This is a genomic window from Desulfocastanea catecholica (assembly GCF_054657295.1).
On the sequence record NZ_BAAHYZ010000016.1, the window covers coordinates 63,398 to 84,502 of the forward strand.

19 protein-coding genes and 1 tRNA gene are annotated in these 21,105 nt (G+C 54.8%); 4 read left to right on the top strand and 16 right to left on the bottom strand.

The window, feature by feature from the left end; translation table 11 throughout:
- Window positions 1–398: 398 nt before the first annotated feature.
- The 7 genes from panB to ACYQ8U_RS15080 all read right to left on the bottom strand — a co-directional run bounded on the left by panB (window position 399) and on the right by ACYQ8U_RS15080 (window position 6,450).
- Window positions 399–1,229, bottom strand: coding sequence for a 3-methyl-2-oxobutanoate hydroxymethyltransferase (panB, locus tag ACYQ8U_RS15050; protein ID WP_459946376.1), 831 nt, complete (start codon window positions 1,227–1,229; stop codon window positions 399–401).
- A 47-nt stretch (window positions 1,230–1,276) separates the two neighbouring features.
- Window positions 1,277–2,341, bottom strand: coding sequence for a Holliday junction branch migration DNA helicase RuvB (gene ruvB / locus ACYQ8U_RS15055; protein ID WP_459946377.1), 1,065 nt, complete (start codon window positions 2,339–2,341; stop codon window positions 1,277–1,279).
- Entirely contained in the window at window positions 2,338–2,961 is a 624-nt protein-coding gene (gene ruvA, locus ACYQ8U_RS15060; protein WP_459946378.1) for a Holliday junction branch migration protein RuvA, read from the bottom strand. Before ruvA ends, ruvB begins: the two co-directional genes overlap by 4 nt.
- Before the next feature lie 28 nt (window positions 2,962–2,989).
- Window positions 2,990–3,463 carry a crossover junction endodeoxyribonuclease RuvC gene (ruvC, locus tag ACYQ8U_RS15065; RefSeq protein ID WP_459946379.1) on the bottom strand — a complete coding sequence of 158 codons (474 nt, stop codon included), beginning with the start codon at window positions 3,461–3,463 and terminating at the stop codon, window positions 2,990–2,992.
- 21 nt (window positions 3,464–3,484) lie between these two features.
- Complete coding sequence (locus ACYQ8U_RS15070) at window positions 3,485–4,237, bottom strand: YebC/PmpR family DNA-binding transcriptional regulator (protein WP_459946380.1); 753 nt, start codon at window positions 4,235–4,237, stop codon at window positions 3,485–3,487.
- 49 nt (window positions 4,238–4,286) lie between these two features.
- Window positions 4,287–4,883, bottom strand: a complete 597-nt coding sequence (locus ACYQ8U_RS15075) for an SAM-dependent methyltransferase (protein ID WP_459946381.1) — start codon at window positions 4,881–4,883, stop codon at window positions 4,287–4,289.
- A gap of 70 nt (window positions 4,884–4,953) precedes the next feature.
- Window positions 4,954–6,450, bottom strand: a complete 1,497-nt coding sequence (locus ACYQ8U_RS15080) for a CCA tRNA nucleotidyltransferase (RefSeq protein ID WP_459946382.1) — start codon at window positions 6,448–6,450, stop codon at window positions 4,954–4,956.
- Window positions 6,451–6,615: 165 nt separating this feature from the next.
- On the opposite strand from ACYQ8U_RS15080, the gene ACYQ8U_RS15085 reads away from it, so the two are divergent.
- On the top strand, window positions 6,616–7,566 hold the full coding sequence (locus ACYQ8U_RS15085; RefSeq protein ID WP_459946383.1) for a tRNA dihydrouridine synthase: 951 nt from the start codon (window positions 6,616–6,618) through the stop codon (window positions 7,564–7,566).
- A gap of 25 nt (window positions 7,567–7,591) precedes the next feature.
- On the opposite strand, the gene ACYQ8U_RS15090 is transcribed toward ACYQ8U_RS15085, so the two are convergent.
- On the bottom strand, window positions 7,592–8,641 hold the full coding sequence (locus ACYQ8U_RS15090; protein WP_459946384.1) for a thiamine biosynthesis protein: 1,050 nt from the start codon (window positions 8,639–8,641) through the stop codon (window positions 7,592–7,594).
- A complete protein-coding gene (gene recN, locus ACYQ8U_RS15095) occupies window positions 8,638–10,326 on the bottom strand; it encodes a DNA repair protein RecN (RefSeq protein WP_459946385.1) in 1,689 nt (562 codons plus the stop codon). Before recN ends, ACYQ8U_RS15090 begins: the two co-directional genes overlap by 4 nt.
- 171 nt (window positions 10,327–10,497) lie before the next feature.
- On the opposite strand from recN, the gene ACYQ8U_RS15100 reads away from it, so the two are divergent.
- The gene (locus tag ACYQ8U_RS15100; RefSeq protein ID WP_459946386.1) at window positions 10,498–11,001 is read left to right on the top strand and encodes a metal-dependent transcriptional regulator; all 504 of its coding nucleotides are present in this window, start codon (window positions 10,498–10,500) and stop codon (window positions 10,999–11,001) included.
- Between the two features lie 14 nt (window positions 11,002–11,015).
- On the opposite strand, the gene ACYQ8U_RS15105 is transcribed toward ACYQ8U_RS15100, so the two are convergent.
- The gene (locus ACYQ8U_RS15105) at window positions 11,016–11,243 is read right to left on the bottom strand and encodes a SelT/SelW/SelH family (seleno)protein (protein WP_459946387.1); all 228 of its coding nucleotides are present in this window, start codon (window positions 11,241–11,243) and stop codon (window positions 11,016–11,018) included.
- Between the two features lie 117 nt (window positions 11,244–11,360).
- Here ACYQ8U_RS15105 and ACYQ8U_RS15110 point away from each other — a divergent pair, with 117 nt between their 5' ends.
- Window positions 11,361–12,557, top strand: a complete 1,197-nt coding sequence (locus ACYQ8U_RS15110; RefSeq protein WP_459946388.1) for a deoxyguanosinetriphosphate triphosphohydrolase family protein — start codon at window positions 11,361–11,363, stop codon at window positions 12,555–12,557.
- Window positions 12,558–12,662: 105 nt separating this feature from the next.
- A tRNA-Arg gene (locus ACYQ8U_RS15115) sits at window positions 12,663–12,739 on the top strand.
- A gap of 69 nt (window positions 12,740–12,808) precedes the next feature.
- On the opposite strand, the gene ACYQ8U_RS15120 is transcribed toward ACYQ8U_RS15115, so the two are convergent.
- The 6 genes from ACYQ8U_RS15120 to sbtM form a co-directional block, all read right to left on the bottom strand.
- Window positions 12,809–14,212: an amidophosphoribosyltransferase gene (locus tag ACYQ8U_RS15120; protein ID WP_459946389.1), complete on the bottom strand. Its 1,404-nt coding sequence runs from the start codon at window positions 14,210–14,212 to the stop codon at window positions 12,809–12,811.
- A 106-nt stretch (window positions 14,213–14,318) separates the two neighbouring features.
- Window positions 14,319–17,522: a carbamoyl-phosphate synthase large subunit gene (gene carB / locus ACYQ8U_RS15125; protein ID WP_459946390.1), complete on the bottom strand. Its 3,204-nt coding sequence runs from the start codon at window positions 17,520–17,522 to the stop codon at window positions 14,319–14,321.
- Window positions 17,523–17,739: 217 nt separating this feature from the next.
- On the bottom strand, window positions 17,740–18,225 hold the full coding sequence (locus ACYQ8U_RS15130; protein ID WP_459946391.1) for a hypothetical protein: 486 nt from the start codon (window positions 18,223–18,225) through the stop codon (window positions 17,740–17,742).
- On the bottom strand, window positions 18,222–18,722 hold the full coding sequence (lepB, locus tag ACYQ8U_RS15135) for a signal peptidase I (protein ID WP_459946392.1): 501 nt from the start codon (window positions 18,720–18,722) through the stop codon (window positions 18,222–18,224). Before lepB ends, ACYQ8U_RS15130 begins: the two co-directional genes overlap by 4 nt.
- 12 nt (window positions 18,723–18,734) lie before the next feature.
- Window positions 18,735–19,484, bottom strand: coding sequence for a TerC family protein (locus ACYQ8U_RS15140; protein ID WP_459946393.1), 750 nt, complete (start codon window positions 19,482–19,484; stop codon window positions 18,735–18,737).
- Between the two features lie 41 nt (window positions 19,485–19,525).
- Window positions 19,526–21,100, bottom strand: coding sequence for a thio(seleno)oxazole modification radical SAM maturase SbtM (gene sbtM, locus ACYQ8U_RS15145; RefSeq protein ID WP_459946394.1), 1,575 nt, complete (start codon window positions 21,098–21,100; stop codon window positions 19,526–19,528).
- Between the last annotated feature and the right edge of the window lie 5 nt (window positions 21,101–21,105).

Sequence of the window (21,105 nt, forward strand, 5' to 3'; positions counted from 1 at the left end):
AACCACCATAGTTCTTTTTATAAGGAGACAAGCCCAGTGTCAAGAGAAATAAATTTGTAACTTCAGGATGATAACTATTTCCCCCAGGACCGAGACAACCACAATATATTGGGTCATGGTGAGGTAAATCCGCTCCGCATCTAGTAAATACAGTGAAAATCACCACAAAACACCCAACACACAGATTGCCTTAAAAAGTTAAGTAATCACGTATTTTCATATGGTTAAACATCTGATACTCCGAGGACAAAAAATTTGATTTTTTTGTAGTGGAGCAAAGTGGTGGGAGGAGGGAGGGGGAAATGTTTACGGGAAAAAACAAGGGGCCGACTGAATGTCCATCAGTCGGCCCCAAGGGAATGAAAAGCAGATTGCAGGGGGATCGGATTGCAGGGGGATTATTCACGCAAAAGGCTGCTGTAATCCGCATCACTGGAAAAACTGTGTTCGGTTCCCGGATAGGTACCTGCTTTTACTTCAGTGTGATACTGCTGAATACTCTCCTTGATGAGGGGCGAGAGATCGGCGTATTTTTTGACAAATTTCGGGGTAAATTTATCAAACATGCCAAGCAGATCGTTGACGACCAGCACCTGGCCATCGCAATGCACGCCCGCGCCGATTCCGATAGTCGAAATTTTGCTCGACTCGGTGATCAGCTGCGCCAGTTTATCCGGGATACATTCAAGCAGCAGGCCGAAGGCCCCGGCTTCTTCCAACCCTTTTGCCTCGGCAAGAAGCCGCCTGGCATCGTCAAGCCCCTTGCCCTGCAATTTATAACCGCCGAGTTGACTGGCCGTCTGCGGCGTCAGACCAATATGGGCCATGACCGGCACGCCTGCCTGGACCAGGGCCCGAACTACACCGCACATTTCCAGACCGCCTTCCAGTTTTACCGCATCACACCCGGCCTCTTTCAGAAAACGTATACCGTTTTTCACCGCATCCCGTTCGCCGGTATGATTCGCGCCAAACGGCATATCAGCAATGATAAAACTCTCCGGAGCGCCACGCCGAACGGCCTTGGTATGATGGAGCATCTCCTCCATGGTCACCGGCACCGTCGAATCATAGCCGAGCATGACCATGCCGAGGGAATCGCCGACCAGCAAAATATCAATCTGGCAACTGCTCAACAATCGCGCCATTGAACTGTCGTAGGCGGTCAACATGGAAATCTTCTTTCCTTGTGCTTTCATTGATCGTATTTCTGCAAGTGTTTTACGCATAGGTATAACCTCTTCATGGAAGGAGGGAGGGCCTCTTTTTTTCTTTCCTAGTCTTCAAAAAGAGACTGCTGCATAGCATTTTGTCGGGGAAGTTTCCGTTTAAAGTGTTCGTACGCCCTGGCTGTCGCCACCCGCCCCCGTGGCGTTCTATTCAAAAAACCCGATTGAATGAGAAAAGGTTCGTAGACATCTTCCAGTGTATTTTTTTCTTCACAGACCACCGTCGCCAAAGTTTCCAGGCCAATCGGGCCGCCGGCAAATTTATCAATAATGGTCAGCATGATGCGCCTGTCCATGTCATCCAGGCCGAACTGGTCAACGCCGAGAAGATGGAGTGCCGCGTTGGCGACGTCACTGTCGACCACCGCATGGCCGCCCACTTCGGCAAAATCCCGTACCCGCCGAAGCAGTCTGTTGGCAATTCGCGGCGTTCCACGGGATCTTTTGCCGAGCTCCAGGGCGCCGGACTGATCGATAGTCATGCCGAGAATTTTCGCCGATCTCCGGACGATGGTGACAAGCTCCTCGGGCGAATAGAATTCCAGCCGCAGCACAACCCCGAAACGGTCTCTGAGCGGCGGCGTCAACAGGCCGGTACGGGTCGTTGCCCCGACCAGGGTAAACCGCGGCAGGTCCATTTTCACCGATCGGGCCCCCGGCCCCTGGCCGATAATCAGATCGAGCTGAAAATCCTCCATGGCCGGATAGAGCACTTCTTCGACGGCGTGGTTCAGGCGGTGGATCTCATCAATAAAAAGGACATCCCCCTCCTGCAGGCTGGTGAGGATAGCGGCAAGATCGCCCTGTTTTTCGATTACCGGGCCTGAGGTCACTTTTATCCCCGCCCCCATTTCGTTGGCAATAATATAGGACAGCGTGGTTTTACCTAGACCCGGAAAACCATGAAAAAGAGCATGATCGAGAGGTTCGCCGCGGCCAAGAGCCGCCTTGATAAAGATGGCCAGGCTTTTGCGCACCTGCTCCTGGCCAATATAGTCGGCGAGCCTTTGCGGGCGCAGCGAATTGTCATTGGCCGGCTCGCGCAGCTGCGGCCCTGACGCGACTATGCGGTTGGTGGGCGTATCGGAGCTGATGTCTTCCTCAATGTTCATGCCAGTGCTCTCAGAGCCTCCCGAATAAGAACTTCAACCTTCTGGGTGGAAAAATCCTCTTCCCCCAGCTGTTTTTTCACCTTGGCCAGCGCTGCCCTGGCCACCCCTTCAGCATAGCCAAGATTCATAAGGGCGGAGATAGCATCGGCCGCTGCCGAACCTTCGACGGCAACCACGGTGGCACCGCCGCCTTGCAGCGAGATTGTTCCGGAGACCAGATGGCTCACCTTTTCCTTGAGATCAACGCAGATACGCTCCGCCGTCCTTTTGCCGACGCCGGGAAGTGTTGTCAGTCTTTTGATATCACCACTGCTGATCGCCTGGCAGATCTCGCCGACCCGTAGGCCCGAAAGCATGGCCAGGGCCAGTTTTGGTCCGATGCCGGAAACGGTTTTCAGGATAAGAAAGAGCTCTTTCTCCTGTTCCTCGAGAAATCCAAACAGGGTGATCGCATCTTCCCGAACATTGGTATGAATGTAGAAAAAAGCATCCTCGCCCTTCTCCGGCATCCGGGCAACACTGTCAGTGGATAAGATCACCTCATAGCCGACACCGGCCACATCGACGATCGCCCGGTCAAAACCTTTTGAAAATACCCTGCCTGTCAGTGTCGCTATCATAAATTGAGTACCTGGAGATGGGAGGCCATCACAGTTGCAGCTGATTGGCATGGCATATGGCCACGGCCAGGGCGTCGGCGGCATCGGCGCTCGGTGAACCGGACAAGCCGAGCAGCACCCGGACCATATGCTGCACCTGATCTTTTCCCGCCTGGCCGTAGCCGACAACCGCCTGTTTTACCGCCCGGGGGCTATAGTCAAAAACGACCAGCCCGTTTTGCATGGCGGCGACAACGGCAGCTCCCCGGGCATGGCCCAGTTTCAAGGCCGAGCGCGGGTTGGTGGCCAGAAAGACCTCTTCAATGGCAGCAATGACCGGTCCATGTACCTGAACCACCTCATTTATGCCGTCAAAAATTTCATTGAGACGATAGGAAAAGGGAAAGCTCGTCGTCGTTTTCACGACGCCGCAGGCCACAAAATGCAGCTGCCCCCGATCGGCATCAATAACTCCATAGCCGGTAATCCTGCTCCCTGGATCGATGCCGATTATTCTCTCCACAATAGTTGCCGAAAGAGCTGCCTATTCCGACAGCAGCTCCATCAGTTCATCGTCTATGTCAAAATTGGCATAGACATTCTGGACATCATCGTGGTCCTCAAGGCTCTCCATCAGCTTCATCAGGGCGCGGGCAATCTTTTCATCGGTCACCTCCACGGTATTTTGCGGCACCATGGAGATGGACGCATCCAAAAAGCTGATGCCGGCCTCTTCCAATGCGCCGCGTACGCCGTCAAAATCTTCCGGGGCGGTGAGGATCTGGAATTCGCTCTCTTCCTCGACAACATCCTCGGCGCCGGCTTCAAGGGCCGCGTCCATCAGCATCTCTTCCTCGACCGTGCTTTTATCAATGAGAAGCAGCCCTTTCTTGTCAAACATATAGGCTACGCAACCGGACTCGCCCAGATTGCCGTTATTTTTCGCAAAATAATGTCGAACATCGGCCACAGTCCGATTTCTGTTGTCTGTCAGACATTCAACGAGAATGGCCACGCCGCCGGGGCCATAGCCTTCGTACATGATCTCGTCGTAGATCTCGCCGGCTATCTCGCCGGTGCCCTTCTTGATTGCCCGGGTGATGTTGTCCTTCGGCATATTTTCCGCCTTGGCCGTGACAATCGCCGACCGCAGACGCGGGTTGCCTTCCGGGTCGCCGCCGCCCTGGCGGGCTGCAACGGTAATCTCCTTAATCAAACGGGTGAAAATCTTGCCCCGTTTTGCATCAATTGCACCCTTTTTCCTCTTGATTGTCGACCACTTAGAATGTCCTGACATATATCACCTGGTTATTATTTCTTTGTAACTATCAATTTATTCCCGGAGATTACTTTTTATACTCCATTCCCAACACAAATACTTCCCTACTTTCGATGCGCGAGCTCTTCGGCTTGAGCACCTTGACCATGGCAAAACGCTTTTTCAGCTCCTCGACAAAGGCAGGAAAATCTTCCCCCTGAAAAACCTTGCAGATGTAGTGACCCTTATTCAGCAGGAGTTCCTCGGCAAGGGCCAGGGTTTTCCGAACAAGAATCAACGACTTCTGGGCATCCGTCCATTTATTGCCGGTGGTCGCCGGCGCCAGATCAGAAATAATCACCTTGAAGGCCGGACGAAATTTCCGGACCATAAGAATCATCTCCGGCTCGAGTATATCCTGACAGAGCCAGTGAATCGGCGCCCCTCCCGGACGGACAGTCTGATCCGCCTGCTGCAGATCAACCCCGACGACAATCCCTTTCGGACCGATCACCTCCGAGGCATACAGCGACCAGCTGCCTGGATAACAGCCCAGATCAAGCACGCTGTCGCCCCAGTGAAGAAATTTGTACTTGAGCTGCACTTCTTCCAGTTTATAGATGGAGCGGGCCGGATATTTATCTTTTTTGGCCTTTCTCGAATAGTAGTCGTTTATTTTACGCACGTTTTAGTCCATTTATTTTTCTTTGACAAGACGAAAACCAGGATCGGACCTCGCTCGGCAGAGGTATCCCTCAGGAAACTCTCTCGTTCAAATATGTATTCACCCAGGCAAGGGCGGTTGTTCTATCGACCACTTTACCCTCGACCCTCGCCGCTTCCAGCTCCTCGAGAATTTCTGCAAAAAGCGGCCCCGGCACAAGGTGAAATTCGCCGATCAAGTCCCTGCCGGTCAAAAGACGCGGCCCATGCAGCACCGGGGCTATCGTCTCATCATACATTTTGTCGACCGTAGCGAAAAGTGTCAGCAGCTCTTCTTCCATCCTCTCCGGCTTCTTTTCTCCGAGACTGGCCAGGCTGTCCGACATGGCCAGTAAAAACAATCCGATCAGACTCTTTTCCGCCCGGCGGCAGAGTTTTAATGCCGCTCTTTGAGAAACCGGTTCCTCCCGCTGCACATTGCACAGGTGAAAAGGATGCATATGCATGGCAATCAGGCTGCCGACCAGCTGCGCATCTGCTTTACTCCATTTTAAACGATCGGCAAACTGCAAAAAAAGTTCCCGGCCCACTTCGTCATGGCCGTAAAAAGTGACCCGGTCATCTTTATCGGGGCGTATCTCTTTGGTTACCGGTTTGCCGACATCGTGCATCAGGGCCGCCCATTTCAGACATCGCACCACCCTTTCTTCTTGCAGATAGCCGATAATTTTCGCCCCATGGCCGGGGAAAAACCGCTCCGGCTCGGCGAGAATCATCTCCATCATCTGCAGGGCCAGGAAGCAGTGCTCCAAGACATCCAGATGATGAAATTCTGGCTGCTCCACCCCTTCCCCCTGGTACAGTTCCGGCAGCAGCCGGCGCAAAAGGCCGGTCTCGGCCATATCGCGAAGGGTCTCACTGGTCCGCGGCGAATCAAAAATCAGCTGCAGTTCGTAGGATATCCGCTCGGCGGCACTGTTTTCAATCAGAGAAGCATCCCGGGCTATTGCCTTTTTCGTTTCCTGGTCAAGATGAAAGCCAAGACCGGCACACATTCGATAGCCGCGCAGCATTCGCACCGGGTCGGCGGTAAAGGCGCCTGGGCAGTGCCGCACCCGTCCCTGACGCAAATCCTCCAGACCACCGGTGGGATCGAGCAGGCTCCAGCTCGACGCTGCCGTTTCCGCCTTCGTCTCCACCGGCGAAAGCTCCATGGCCATGGCGTTGACGGTGAAATCCCGCAGGCGTAAATCTTCTTCAATGGTCTTTACGCCTGCCCGAAAAGCGGCAAGATCAACCTGCTCCCCTCGCCAGACCAGGCGAACCGCCTCGTCATCGGGCCCGGACAGATCGACCAGGGTTCCGCTACCCAGCTCGCGCTGCAGATACTGTGCACAGGGTAATACCCGCCCGGCGACGGCAATATCCAGATCATGGGAAACCCGACCCAGGAGACAATCGCGGACGGTCCCTCCCACCAGATACATCCGCACCCCTTTTTCTTCGGCTGTGCGCAAAAGGGCCTGGAGCAATTGCGCAGGATAGCTTGTACAACATTTTGTTAAATTCTCCAGCACTATGCGATACACCCTTTTCTTTCCTTCTGCTCTTGGCTATATTCCCGCCATGTGAGGTCTTCCGGCAAGTGCCGCAAGCACCACAGTCTCCCCGCCAATCGTTGACGGCTCTTCGAACAACGCCAGCGAAAGGCTGTAAAGATACCATATCCAGCCTAAGAAAAAAAGATACGCCTTATGAACCAGCTACCGCCGTTTCTCTATCTCGCCCCTCTGCGCGGGCTCACCGAGGCACTCTTTCGGGAACTCCTGACGGGTCATTTTGGCGGCTTTGACGCGGCGGTAGCGCCATTTATCACGCCGCAGAAAAAATCGCTGTACGAAGATAAACAGATCCGTGATGTGCTGCCGGAAAATAACCGCAACCTGCCGGTCGTACCGCAGTTGCTGCACACCGACCCGGAGGACTTTCTTGTTTTGGCCCGTCGGCTGGCAGATCTTGGCTACAGGCACATCAACTGGAATCTCGGCTGCCCGGCGCCGATGGTCGCCCGGAAAAAGAGAGGTTCCGGTTTACTGCCCTATCCTGAGGAAATTCTCGGCCTGCTCACCAAGATCATGCCAAAACTGGAAATCGAATTGTCGATCAAGACGCGGCTGGGTTTCAACGACCACGCCGAGACCAGGGCCCTTCTGCCGCAGCTCGACCAGTTTCCGCTCAAAGAGATAATCATCCACGCCAGACTCGGCAAACAGCTCTACAAAGGGATCACGGATCCTGACGGTTTTGCCGTCTGCCGGCAGCTCAGCAACCATACCCTCGCCTATAACGGCGATATTAATGATGTTGAGACTTTCAGATCGCTTGCCGACCGATTTCCGACGGTCAACCGCTGGATGATCGGTCGCGGCGCTCTCAGTAATCCCTTTCTTGCCGAGGAAATAAAAGGCTTTCCGCCACAATCGGCAGAAGAGAGAAAAATGCGCCTGTATAAATTTCACGACGAGCTGTTCAGCAGGTACACCGAGCGGCTCGCCGGCCCCAGCCATCTGCTTGGCCGGGTAAAACATCTCTGGCTCTACCTCATTGCCTCTTTTCCGGGAAATAAAAAAATGCTCAAGAAAATCCTCAAGAGCCACACTCCGGCAGGCTACCGTGCTACTGTCGAAGAGCTTTTTGCAAAGTAGATTTTTCTTTTCTCGGACAGCCGGCTCAGCGTAAAGCCCAGTCCTGGAAAATTTCGTCAGCCAGAGGCAAAGCGCGGAGCAGCCGACGAGATGGCCCAAGGGTGCAGGTGACCTCACCCCTGTCGATGTTTTCCGGCAGTTTTTTGCCGTAACGGACAACCAGAGAGGCGGCACGTTCGAGATCCCTCTCAAGCACTTCCCGGTTCGGATAGCGGCTGCCGGCTTTTTTCAACACGGCCAGCGGCCCCGCCCACTCTTCCATCTGCAGCACCGCGTCGTCGGCCTGGACCAGTTTCTCCAGCTTGATATTATCTTTCTCGGTACGGCCGACAATCAACCATCCGCCACCCGGCAGGATGAACTGGCGACCGACCAGCAGCAGCCGGATATCCGTCACGCTGATTTCCGCCGTCTGCAATATCGACTCGCGCGCATAGACCTCGGCAATACGCTTGCTGAGAATGGGATCGGCAAGAATGCATCCTCCGGCCGGGGCAGGGATATCGGTAATACCGTACTGTTTCGCCAGGGCAATCTGCGGCGAACGGCCGCGCCCGCTGATGCGCAGGAGTTTTGACCGATCCACCCACCCTTGTATCTCCGCCTCCGTTTCATTCATAAGCTGGGCACAGAGCGGACGCAGGAGGATCGATTTTGTGCCGGAATCCCGCTCGATGACGTTCAGCGTATCGCGGCGCTGGGACATCGGCCGCTGGCCGAGCACTTCCCCGGAAATAAGAAAAGACGCACCCCTCTCCGCGAGCATCTTTTTCGCCCGGGAGAGCATCATGATCTTGCAGTCGATACATGGGTTGAAATTTTTGCCGAAGCCGTGCACCGGGTTGCGCAAGAGCTGCAGATATCCGGGACTGATGTCCTCGACGATCACGTCTATGCCGTAGCTGGCCAGCACCCGCTGCCTGTGCGCCTCGATATCTTCGAGGATGTCGTAGTGAAAAAAGGGGGTGACGAACTGAATCGCCTCGACTTCGACGCCCTGGTCCATCACCAGCCAGGTGGCCAGGATGGAATCAAGCCCTCCGGAAAAAAGCGACAGCGCTTTTATTTTTTTCACGCGCAGGCACCGCCTTTGACCAGCAGCTCTTCCGCCCATGCCTGGGTCTGCTCAGTGGCGGAATCCCCGGCGAGCATCCTGACCAGTTCCTGCACCCTTGATTCAGGGGTTAGGCGGACAACAGCGGATTGGGTCCGCCCATCGCCGACTTTTTTTGATACCTGAAAGTGCAGGGTGCCCCGGGCGGCAATCTGGGGCAGATGGGTGATACAGAAAACCTGATGATGGGCCGACAGCTCCTGAATCTTCCTGGCCACCGCCTCGGCCGCCTCGCCGCCTATCCCGGCATCCACTTCGTCGAAAATCACCGTTTCGACCATATCTTTTCGGGCCAGCAGGCACTTCATGGCCAGCATCAGCCGCGACAGCTCCCCGCCGGAGGCAATTTTTGCCAGCGGCTTGGCCGGCTCACCGGGGTTGGCGGAAAAGAAAAATTCACCCCTTTCCCAGCCGGTCGCCCGCATCGTTTCCGGCAGCTGCACCACATCTTTCCAGACCATCTGAAAACCTGCCTGGTGAAAGGCCAGCGAGGACAACTCAGCGTTCATTGCCGCTTCCAGAGTGGCGGCGGTCATCATGCGTTTTTCCGAGAGAAGCCTGGCCCGATCGCACATCTCGCTTTCGAGCAGCGCCACTTCCTTTTCCAGCGCGGCGATTTCCTTGTCCATATTGTCCAGATGCTCCAGCTCGCGTTCACCCTGCTCGGCAAAATCGAGAATGTCCTCCACCGATACGCCGTATTTCCTTTTCAACTGCTGGATGAGATCGAGTCGTTCGGCGACCTGCTCCTGCCGATAGGGATCGTTTTCCAGCGAGTCGCGGTATCCTTTCAGCTCGTTGACATAGTCTTCGGCGAGAAAGGTATAGCCGGTGATATCCTCGGCAAGCTTGACAACGCCGGGGTCGATTGCCGCCAGCTGGGCCATGTTCAGCCGCAGGGTGGTGAGATGATCCATCAGCTCATGGGAAAGCAGCCGGTGCGTCGACTGACTGAGGGTAATCAGGGTCTGGGCATTTTTCAGCCGCTTTTTTTCGGCAAGCAACAGCTCATCTTCTCCGGGCTGCAGCGCCGCCTCCCTGATCTCGCTGACCTGGAAGCGCAGAAAATCCTGCCGCTGCTCTTTTTCCTGCTCCTGCAGCCGAAGCGCCGTCAGCTCAGCCCTTTTATCCTGCCAGGTTTTATGGATCTTGCCGACCAGCAGCCGATCGGCCCAGAGATCACCCAGGGTGTCGAGGTAATCCAGGTGCAGCCCCGGCTGCAGCAGCTGCTGATGATCATGCTGACTGGCGACACTGAGCAGTTCGGCCGTCAGCTCGGCGACAATTTTACCCGTCGCCAGTGAGCCGTTGACATAGAACCTGCTCCGCCCGGAGTCGCTCATGATGCGTTTGATGACCAGCGAAGGCTCCTCGCCAAAGCCGCCTTCCTCCAGTTTTTGCAGGAGCAGGTGATGGTGGGGATTGATCTCGAACAAGGCCTCCACCTCACAGCTCTCGGCACCGCTGCGAATCCAGTCAGACGACGCCCTTCCCCCTGACAGGAGATGGATGGCCCGCAGCATGATCGATTTCCCCGCTCCGGTTTCGCCGGTCATGACCACCAGTCCCCCGGCTTTCCCCTGGTCAAAGCCCAGTTCAAGAAACTCGATCAGGGCCAGATTTTTTACGCGCAGTTCACACAGCATCGGTTGTTGTTGACATCCTCACAATTAAAAAGTCCTTGCTTGACTCTGCTGAAAAAGGACAGTAGTTTACTCATAATTCAAGCCGGTTGTATCGAGAGCCCGTTGTCGGCCGGCCCGATAGCCGTCTTCTCCAAGCTATAATCGACAACAGTTAATCGACAACAATTGAATATGAAAGAAAAAACGGACCTCAGCGCCAGCCTTGAAGATTACATTGAGGCAATCTATCACATAATCGAAGAAAAGCTCGTGGCTCGAAGCAAGGAGATTGCCGCCCGTCTCGATGTCAGCCGCGCCTCGGTGACGGAGGCCTTACGGGCCCTGTCCAAAAAAGGTCTTATCTACTATTCGCCGTACGAGGCCATAACCCTGACCGACGAAGGCAAAGAGGTGGCGGAAGATGTTATTTTCCGCCACGATGCCCTGAAACGTTTTTTTATCGACGTGCTGACCATCGAAGATTCGATTGCCGAAGAAGGCGCCTGCCGGATCGAACATGCCGCGCCGCCTGAAATCATTGCCCGGATGATCAGTTTTACCGAATTCATGCAGATCTGTCCCCGAGGCGGCGACGAATTGATCAAGGGTTTTGCCGATTACTGCAAACGGGGGAAACAAAACGATAACTGTGAAAGATGCGTTTCTCACTGCCTCGATACACCTAGAAAAAACTGATCCGCCGGGTGCTTTCAACGACGACCGGCCTGCAGCAGATGAGTCACTTCTCCCTCTTCCGGAAAACGCTGCAGACTTTTCTTGGAATAAATCAGCTTGCCGTCAGCAACAATCTCGAACACGCCTCCCGAAGAGGATATCAGCTCTACTTCCGCACCAAACGCATCCTTGAGTTCAGCCCCCAGACTGGAGGCACGCGGCTGGTAGTTTCACTTTGCACAGTACTCTATGGATATCTTCATTTGTTTTTCCTTCAATATTTCTTACTCTACGATAACGTTGCGAGCATAAATGTATCAAAATACGACTGTCATTGCCCCTGAACATTAGCCACTTTTTATCTCTATATCAATATGAACATGGATAAATCAACCGCCGGGAATACCACCTCACCCCTTTTCAAAGAACTTGCCAGACTGGACCACGAGGAGTCACAGCGCCTGTCACCGGGCGTTACCCTGTCCCGAAGAGGGGTGAGACGATCCACGGAAGGCACCGCCGCCTATCGGCAGCAATTTGCCCTCGATGCCGACAGGATTCTCTATTCCCGGGCCTACAGCAGATATATCGACAAAACCCAGGTGTTTTCTCTGGTGGCCAACGATCATATCACCCACAGGGTTCTGCATGTCCAACTGGTCGCACGGATCGCCCGGACAATCGGCCGTTTCCTGCGCTTAAATGAAGACCTCATCGAGGCCATTTCCCTCGGCCACGATGTCGGTCACCCGCCCTTCGGCCACGACGGGGAAGCATTCCTCTCGACCATCTGTCTTGCACACGGCCTGCCGCCCTTTCAACATAACATCCAGTCGGTCCGCCTGCTTGACAAACTCGAGAGAAAAGGCCAGGGCTGGAATCTCACCCTGCAGGTACTCGATGGTATCCTTTGCCATGACGGAGAAATACACGCACAATTTCTCTGCCCTGACCCGATCACCACCTTCGAGGAGTTTGACAGGAAACTGGAGGAAAAGTCAAAAAATGCCCAGCTGGTCAACATGCCGTCAACGCTGGAAGCCTGTGTTGTCCGCCTGGCCGATACCATCGCCTATATCGGCAGGGATATTGAGGATGCCATTATCCTCGGTTTGATCACCCGGGACGACATCCCCAGGAACTGCCGAACACTTCTCGGCAGCACCAACGGCACCATCGTCTATACACTGGTGACCGATCTTATCACCCACAGTCATGTTGGCCCTGTTGCAGATACGCCATCGTCGTCTATCGGCTTCAGCGCGGAGGTTGCCGCCGCCCTGCGGGAACTGAAAACCTTTAACTATGAATGCATCTATCTGGCCCCGCAGACCAAGCAGCAGAACCCGCTCATCGGGGAGTGCTTCACCCGACTGTTCGACCACTATCTGCATTGTCTGACAGACTCACCGCAGCAGCTGTCCGGCGATGTTGACCTGATGACCGACATTAATCCGCATTACCTGCAAAAATACAGTCCTGAGGAGAAGGTCCGCGATTTTATCGCCGGCATGACCGATGATTTTTTCCTCAAGCAAGCCGGGTCAATCGGCTGCAAGGTACCTGGCAAAAAGTGATCCAAAGAGGCTTCTGATTAGTCGAGTCTGCACGGAAATTGCTCGCCTGTAGACATTACCATTGACCTCGGTTCTCGAACATGGTATCCATTTCCCTGCAAACCAGCACCCGTAGCTCAGCTGGATAGAGCACCGGACTTCGAATCCGGGTGTCGCCCGTTCGAATCGGGCCGGGTGTACCAAATATATGAAGGCGTTATCGGGAGTTCCCGGTAGCGCCTTTTTTTTGTCGCAGACGTGTCCGGCATCCTTCAATAATAACTGCACCCATCCATACAATGTGTGCACAGATGTTCCTTCGGCAACCCGATGGCGGCCACCAGATCATCCAGGCGCTGGTATTTGAGTGAGGTGAGGTGCAGCTTGGTGCGTATTTGCTCGATCATCGCCAGGTTCTTGGCCGATCCGGTCTGAGCATATATGTGCAGGTCTTTATCCTCGGCCCCTTCGAGCTCCTGAATGGTCTTGCGGCCGACCAGATCCAATGTCGATCGCGAAGAGGAGAAATTGAGGAATTCGCAGGGATAGATCAGAGTGGGGCAGGCAATGCGCATATGGACCTGGCATGCGCCGCAATCGAACAGGACCTGCACATTTTCCTTGAGCTGCGTACCCCGTACGATCGAATCGTCGCAGAACATCAGACGCTGCCCTTCAATGAGCCGGCGCACCGGTATCAGTTTCATTCTGGCCACGAGATCGCGCATCTTTTGATTCTGGGGCATGAAACTGCGCGGCCACGTCGGGGTGTACTTGACGAATGGTCGGCCGTAAGGGATTTTCTTTTCATTGGCATAGCCAAGGGCATGCCCGATGCCCGAATCCGGAATACCGGCAACAAGATCCACTTCGACATCATCATGCTGGGCCAGCACGGCGCCGCATTTATAGCGCACGTGCTCCACGTTGATGCCCTCATACTCCGAAGCCGGGTAACCGTAATATACCCATAAAAACGAACAGATCTGCATACGCTCTCCCGGGGGAAGCCGCTGTTCCCATCCATCGGCGGTCAAAAAGAGGACTTCGCCCGGCCCCGGGAAATATGCCGTCTCGAAACCAAGGTTGGGAAAAGCGCTCGTTTCGGAACTGACCGCCGTGGCCCCCGACCTTCGCCCTACCACCAAAGGAGTCCGTCCCAGTCGGTCGCGGGCGGCATAGAGCCCTTTCTCGGTAAGCAGGAGCATCGAACAGGAGCCTTGAATAATCTCCTGGGCGGAACGAATGCCTGCCTCGAAACTCTCTTCGCGGCATATCAGCATGGCCACCATTTCGGTCGGGTTGGTGATGCCGTCGGAGGTGCTCGAAAAATAGCCCTTCCTGGCATAGGCTTTTTTGATCAGGTCCGCCATGTTGTTGATCCTGCCCACGGTGACGATGCCAAAAGTGCCGAGGTGCGAGTCGATGATCAATGGCTGCGGGTCGGTGTCGCTGATCACGCCGATACCTTGCCGCCCGTGAAAGGTGACCAGTTCGGACTCGAACTTGGAACGGAAGTATGAGTTCTCAATATTATGGATGGCGCGATGGAAACCATGCGTGTTGCGCACGGCCATGCCGCCACGCTTGGTTCCCAGGTGGGAATGATAGTCCGTACCGTAAAAAAGATCCGTCACACAATCGGTTTGCGAGACAATTCCGAAAAGACCGCCCATAGTTACCTCTAGTTATAGTGTATTCATTGTATATCTTCTGCATTCGGCCCGCTCGGCAATCCATGGCCGACCGGACCGAATGGTCAATCCATCAAGGATTACCGGCTCAGCGGATATCGCCGTGATAGTTCTGCAGGGAACGCACCTTGGCCTCCCCTTCACGAATCGCCGCGATCCCTTTTGCCGCGGCAATGGCCGCCGCCGTGGTGGTGATATAGGGGATTTTGTATTTGATAGCTTCCTTGCGGATGTTTGAGCTGTCAGCCGATCCCTTTTTGCCGCTGGGGGTATTGATCAGCAGGTGTATCTGCCCGCTTTTGATCGCGTCCACCAGATGAGGTCTGCCCAGACCGATTTTGAAAACTGCCTGGGTGTCGATGCCTTTTTCCTGCAAAAATCGATGGGTGCCTTCTGTGGCCATGATCGTGAATCCCAGCTCACGGAAGCGGCGGGCCGGTTCCAGGGCTGCCTGCTTGTCGCGGTCGGCAATGGTGAACAGCACGGTGCCCTGCAGGGGCAAAATAGACTGGGTTGCCTCCTGGGCCTTGAAGAAGGCCCGGCCGAAGGAACTGGCCATGCCGAGCACCTCGCCGGTGGAACGCATTTCCGGGCCGAGCACGGGGTCAACCTCGGGGAACATATTGAAAGGGAAAACGGCCTCTTTCACACCGAAATAAGGAATGCGTATTTCTTGCAGGTTCAGGTCGGTCAGGGTTTTTCCGAGGATAATCCGGGTTGCCATGCTCGCCATGGACAGCCCGCACACCTTGGAGACGATCGGCACGGTGCGCGAGGCCCGCGGGTTGGCCTCCAGCACGTATACCGTATCGTTCTGAATGGCATACTGGATGTTCATCAAGCCGATCACCTTCAGTTCGATGGCGATGCGGCGCGTGTATTCGCGGATCGTGTCGATGTCTTTTGGCGCGATGCTGATCGGCGGGATGACGCAGGCCGAATCGCCGGAATGGATACCGGCCAGTTCGATGTGTTCCATAACTGCCGGCACGAAAGCGTCTACGCCGTCGGCAATGGCATCGGCCTCGGCTTCGATGGCGTTGTCGAGAAACTTGTCGATCAGTACCGGGCGTTCGGGGGTGATCTCTTCCACCGCCACATGGAGATACCGCCTGAGCATCTGGTCGTCATGGACGATTTCCATGCCGCGCCCGCCGAGCACGTAGGATGGTCGGACCATCAGCGGATAGCCGATCTGCGCGGCAATCTCCAGCGCCTCTTCGGCACTGGCAGCCATGCCCGATTCCGGCTGGGGGATGCCGAGGCGACGCATGATCTGATTGAAACGGTCACGGTCCTCAGCCAGATCTATTGCCTCAGGCGAGGTTCCGAGAATGTTTACCCCCGCCTCGGCCAGTTCTCTGGCAAGGTTTAAAGGGGTTTGGCCGCCGAACTGGACAATGACGCCTTCCGGTTTTTCTTTTTGATAGATGCTGAGGACATCTTCCACGGTTAAGGGCTCGAAGTAGAGCTTGTCCGAGGTGTCGTAGTCCGTCGAGACGGTTTCCGGATTGCAGTTGACCATGATCGATTCAAGCCCCGCCTCGCGGATGGCCATGGCGGCGTGGACGCAGCAGTAGTCGAACTCGATGCCCTGGCCGATGCGGTTGGGCCCCCCGCCGAGCACCATGATCTTGCGGCGGTCGCTGACCGGCACCTGATCGACGCCATTATAGGTGGAATAGTAGTATGCCGCGTTTTCCACCCCGCTGACCGGCACCGGCTGCCAGCCCTCGACGACACCCATGGCGATGCGCTGCTCACGAATGGCCCGTTCCGACACCCCCAGCAGGTTGGCAAGATATCGGTCGGCAAAACCATCCTGCTTGGCCCGGCGCAGCAGGTCGTCCGGCAGGGACCGTCCTTTACAGCTGAGAATCTCCTCTTCCAGGACCACCAGTTCCTGCATCTGCCGGATGAACCAGGCTTTAATATGGGTCAGGAGATGCAGCTGGTCGATGGTCGCGCCTTTACGCAGGGCTTCATACATGAGAAACTGCCGTTCGCTGGTGGCAACGGCCAGCCGCTGCATGAGGGTTTCCAGGGGAAGCTTGTTGAAATCCTTGGCGAATCCGAGGCCATAGCGGTTGATCTCCAGACTGCGGATGGCTTTCTGAAAGGCTTCTTTATAGTTCCTGCCGATACTCATGGCCTCGCCCACGGCACGCATCTGCGTGCCCAGACGGTCGTCGATCCCGGCAAATTTTTCAAAGGCCCAGCGGGCAAATTTGACCACCACATAGTCGCCCGACGGCGTATATTTTTCCAGGCTGCCGTCGCGCCAGTAGGGAATCTCCTCCATGGTCAGACCGCCGGCGAGAAGAGAAGAGACGCGGGCGATGGGCAGTCCGGTGGCCTTGGAGGCCAGAGCCGACGAGCGGGAGGTGCGCGGATTGATCTCGATCACGGTCACCCGACCGCTCTTGGGGTCATGGGCAAACTGAACATTGGTGCCGCCGATTACCTCGATAGCCTCAACGATGGCATAGGAGTAGTCCTGCAGTTTTTTCTGCAGGGCCGGGTCGATGGTCAGCATGGGAGCGGTGCAGTAGCTGTCGCCGGTATGTACGCCCATGGCATCGACGTTTTCGATGAAGCATACCGTGATCATCTGATTTTTGGCATCCCGAATCACCTCCAGCTCCAGCTCTTCCCAGCCCAGCACGGATTCTTCCACCAGCACCTGGTGAATTAAACTGGCGGCAAGTCCTCGAGGCACGATGGTGCGCAGCTCTTCAAGGTTGTACACCAGTCCGCCACCGGTGCCGCCCATGGTGTAGGCCGGTCGAATAACCACCGGATACCCCAGTTCCTCGGCAATTTTTTCTGCCGCCTCGAGGGTGGTCACGGCGGTGCTGCGCGGCATATCGATACCCAGGCGCTCCATGGTTTCCTTGAAAGCGATGCGGTCCTCGCCGCGCTCGATGGCCTCGATGTTCACACCGATCACCTTCACACCGTATTTTTCAAGAATACCCTCGTGATACAGCTGGGACGAGAGATTCAGCGCGGATTGGCCGCCGAGATTGGGTAAAATCGCATCGGGTCGCTCGGCGGCAATGACCTTTTCCAGGGTTTTGACGTTGAGGGGCTCGATATATGTCGCATCGGCCATGTCCGGATCGGTCATGATGGTTGCCGGATTGGAGTTGACCAGTACGATCTGATAACCGAGAGAGCGCAGCGCTTTGCACGCCTGCGTTCCGGAATAGTCAAATTCACAGGCCTGCCCGATAACGATGGGACCGGAACCAATGATCAGAATTTTATGAATGTCGTCGCGCCTGGGCATTACAAGCTCCTTTTTTGTATGGGATGCGTCTCAGCGGGTTGTCGAGGTATTCGAATAGGCATGAACAGTATTTGATAAATTAAGCCACACTGAAAATCAAGGTATAGTTTTTGTTGTTGTCAAAAGAATCTCTCTCCGACAGCCTCCTCGACGAAAAACTCCATGGGAAGCGCGACGCCGCACTCCCCATGGAGCCTGTCCGAATCCCTCCCACCGTCTATCTTTTCATAAACTCAACAACGGTAAACGACGCAAAGCGCCAGCCATCCGCCTGTTTCTCCACGGTGATATTCAATTCATAGGCATCGGTAAACTGCTTATCGACTATCTTGCCGTTTATACGGAGGGTGGTAAGCACTTCAGCCCGGTCGTCTCCGACAATTTCGACAGCAGTATCATGAAAGCTGAACGCCGTGCTGGTCAGCCTCTTTTTCATCATAAGAAAACGATCGGTCAGCTCTTTTTGACTGAAGGCACGGTCAATCTTCAATGATGCAAAGTGGACGGTGCAGGGGTCAGTGCAGAGCTTTGCCGCCAGCGCCGCTTTCTGCAGGGTTTCAATGACCGGTTCGTCCCTGACCGACGAACAGTATTCCGCCAGTGAGTCCAGATTATCCCTGATTTTTTTCTCGTCACTGGGCCAGAAAAAGATTGCCCCGCCGACAACGAGCACCAGGGCAAGGAGCAGGATTTTATTGTTCATGGGAAGACGCCTCCAACGATTCGGTTCATGGGGGTTTCGCCAAATTGATGGCGGTCCATGGGGCTGCCTCGATTATCACCGACGACATAGACATGTCCCGGCGCGACCGTTCTTGGCGGAAGTTCCCAGGCGGATCGATAGTGGACATAGGGCTCATCGATAAGCTTTCCATCGACATAGAGAAACCCTTTCCGAAACGCAACCGTCTCCCCCGGCAAGGCGACAATGCGTTTCAGCAGCATCACCCTCCTCCCTGAATAACGCACAGTCACCACATCAAAACGCTCCATCGGGGCAAAGGCATACTGCGGCCGCCAGGAGAAGGCATAGGTTCTGTCACGGTAGGTGGGCTCCATGCTCACCCCCTGTATGCGCAGCGGAATGAGGAGATGGCCAAAGATCAGGTAGCTGGCAAGGGCGACCAGGGCAAGACGGATGAAGTATCTCTTGTTCAGGGTCGGCAGGAAAAACCGGCGCAGGGACGAAGAAGGCGTCATATTATTGATTTCCTAGCTTTCGATGTGCTTGACCAGTTTGACCGGCTCAACTTTCTTGTTACGATGGACCCTGATATTGAGCAGCTCGACCACGACAGAGAAGGCCATCGCAAAGTAGATGTAGCCTTTCGGCACGTGCACATCAAATCCCTCCGCCACCAAGGTAAAGCCGATCATCATGAGAAACGATAATGCGAGCATCTTGATTGTCGGATTTGCGTCGACAAAAATCCCAATAGGTTTCGCGGCGAATAACATGACAATGACCGCACCGATGATGGCAACCACCATGACCGAGATATGCTGCACCAGACCGACGGCGGTTATCACCGAATCCAGCGAGAAGACGATATCGAGCAGGGTGATCTGGGCAATGGTGGCATAGAAACCGCCGTATCCGGCCTGTGGTTTGTCTTCATCACTGACGCTTTCCAGGCTGCTGTGAATTTCATGGGTCGCTTTTGCCAGCAAGAAAAGGCCACCGCCGATGAGCACCAGATCCCGTCCGGAAAACTCCTGTCCGAAAAAACTGAACCAGGGATCGACCATGCCGATAATCCACGCCAGACTGAAAAGCAGTGCGAGTCGCGAGAGCATGGCAAAGCCGATGCCCAGAGATCTGGCCAGATCGCGCTGCTTTGCCGGCAGCCTGCCCACCAGAATGGTGATAAAAATAATATTGTCGATACCTAAAACAATCTCGAGAGCGAGAAGAGTTGTCAGCGCCACCCAGGCCTCGGGCATTACCATCCATTCAAACATAAGCTATATGACTCCTTGTTGGTTTTTCTCAGCAATCAGTTCTATAAGCCTGTCCGGGAACGCTCCTGGAAACAGTAGGGATCCAGAGCAGTGAAAATATCCCGGCCCAAGCCGTGACTCACCGCCGGACACCCGCCACAGACAGGACGTATTGCACAGGAAGTGCAGGCGGAACTGCCAATTCTGTAACGTTCGGCAAGAGGGGTATGATAAATTTTAGTCAGGGAATCCTCATACATATTCCCCAGGAAGGAGGGGAGTTTTCGGCAGGCGTGAACTTCGCCGTCCGGGAGAAGGGAAACAAAATTAAAGGCAGCACCGCAGCCAACACCGGCACAGCCCCCATGCAGGGGTTGTCCCTTACGATGAAGATGCAGATTACATAAATTATCTTTGAGGCTTAAAACGGGATTGATGGCAGCCGCATTGACAAATCTTTCAAGAAATTCCGGATACTGCGCCGGATCCACCGAGGCGAGCGCCGCACCTTCTCCGACCATTGCCAGTCTGTTGAAGGTAAACAGGTCTGCCTTTCCCCGCAATATTTCCGCGAGTGGGAGAACCTGATCCATATTCGCCCTGGTGAGGGTGAGCATGACCATACTGTATATATTCATTTTTCGCAGCAACAGAAGAAAAGCCATGACCCGGTCAAAGTGGCCTGCGCCGCGCATATAATCATTATGTTCCTGCAGCCCTTCCAGGCTCACCTGGTAGAACTCCGGCATGCGGATCGCCACCATCTTTTCAAGGTATGTTCCGGCCATTGGGTTACCGAGTATCGCAGTGAGAAATCCTCGATCAACGGCTTCCTGATAGAAGGTATAGAAATGCGGAGACAGCATCGGGTTGCCGCCGGTGAAACTGACCTGGCCATACACATTGTGCTCCCGGCAAAATCGGTAAAAATCATCGAGTACATGAATCCCCTGTTCAACTGTCATGGAGGTGCGGTCACTGCGATCATAGCAATGACGGCAATGCAGGTCACAGTGTTGCGTTATGTGCCATTGCAGGGTGAACGAGTTGGTCGAGCATGCGCCTTGTATCGCTTTATTTATCGCCACATCCTCTCTGCAGAAATCTTTTGCACGAACTATTTTTGACGGTGGAAAAAGAATAATTCCTTTTTGCCCGGCGCTATACAAGATGCTGTCAATAAAACCGACACTTACCTGCGCCGCACGTGCCGCAGCTTTGCTGTCAATACCCTCGGCGACAATTTTCAGGGCCAGCAGATCGAAGTTGCTCGGCGTGAAGATTTGGACGCCATCCTCGTCACTCCCCGGCATGAGGAGGATAAAACCTTTTCCCGGCACAGGAGCAGCAGAGCCCCCTGCAAGCAGCTCGCCCAGCCCCTGCCAGCCGACTTCAAGGAGGTCAAGGCCCGGATGCACCATTCTCATCTTGATGTCTTTGGGGACAGCAACAGGATGCAGCAACATGGAATGGATTGCCAGTTCAATGGCTGCAAGGTCGGCAAGATACGGGGTGTCTTGACAAAGTTTTGGGTTTTTTCTGAGATGTTCCGGAAGGTTCTCGGCCGGGGTACAGGTAAACCCCTGGGGCAGCGAGATCGAGCTCAAAGGATAGATGATGTGCAGCTCAGTTTTCACAAAGA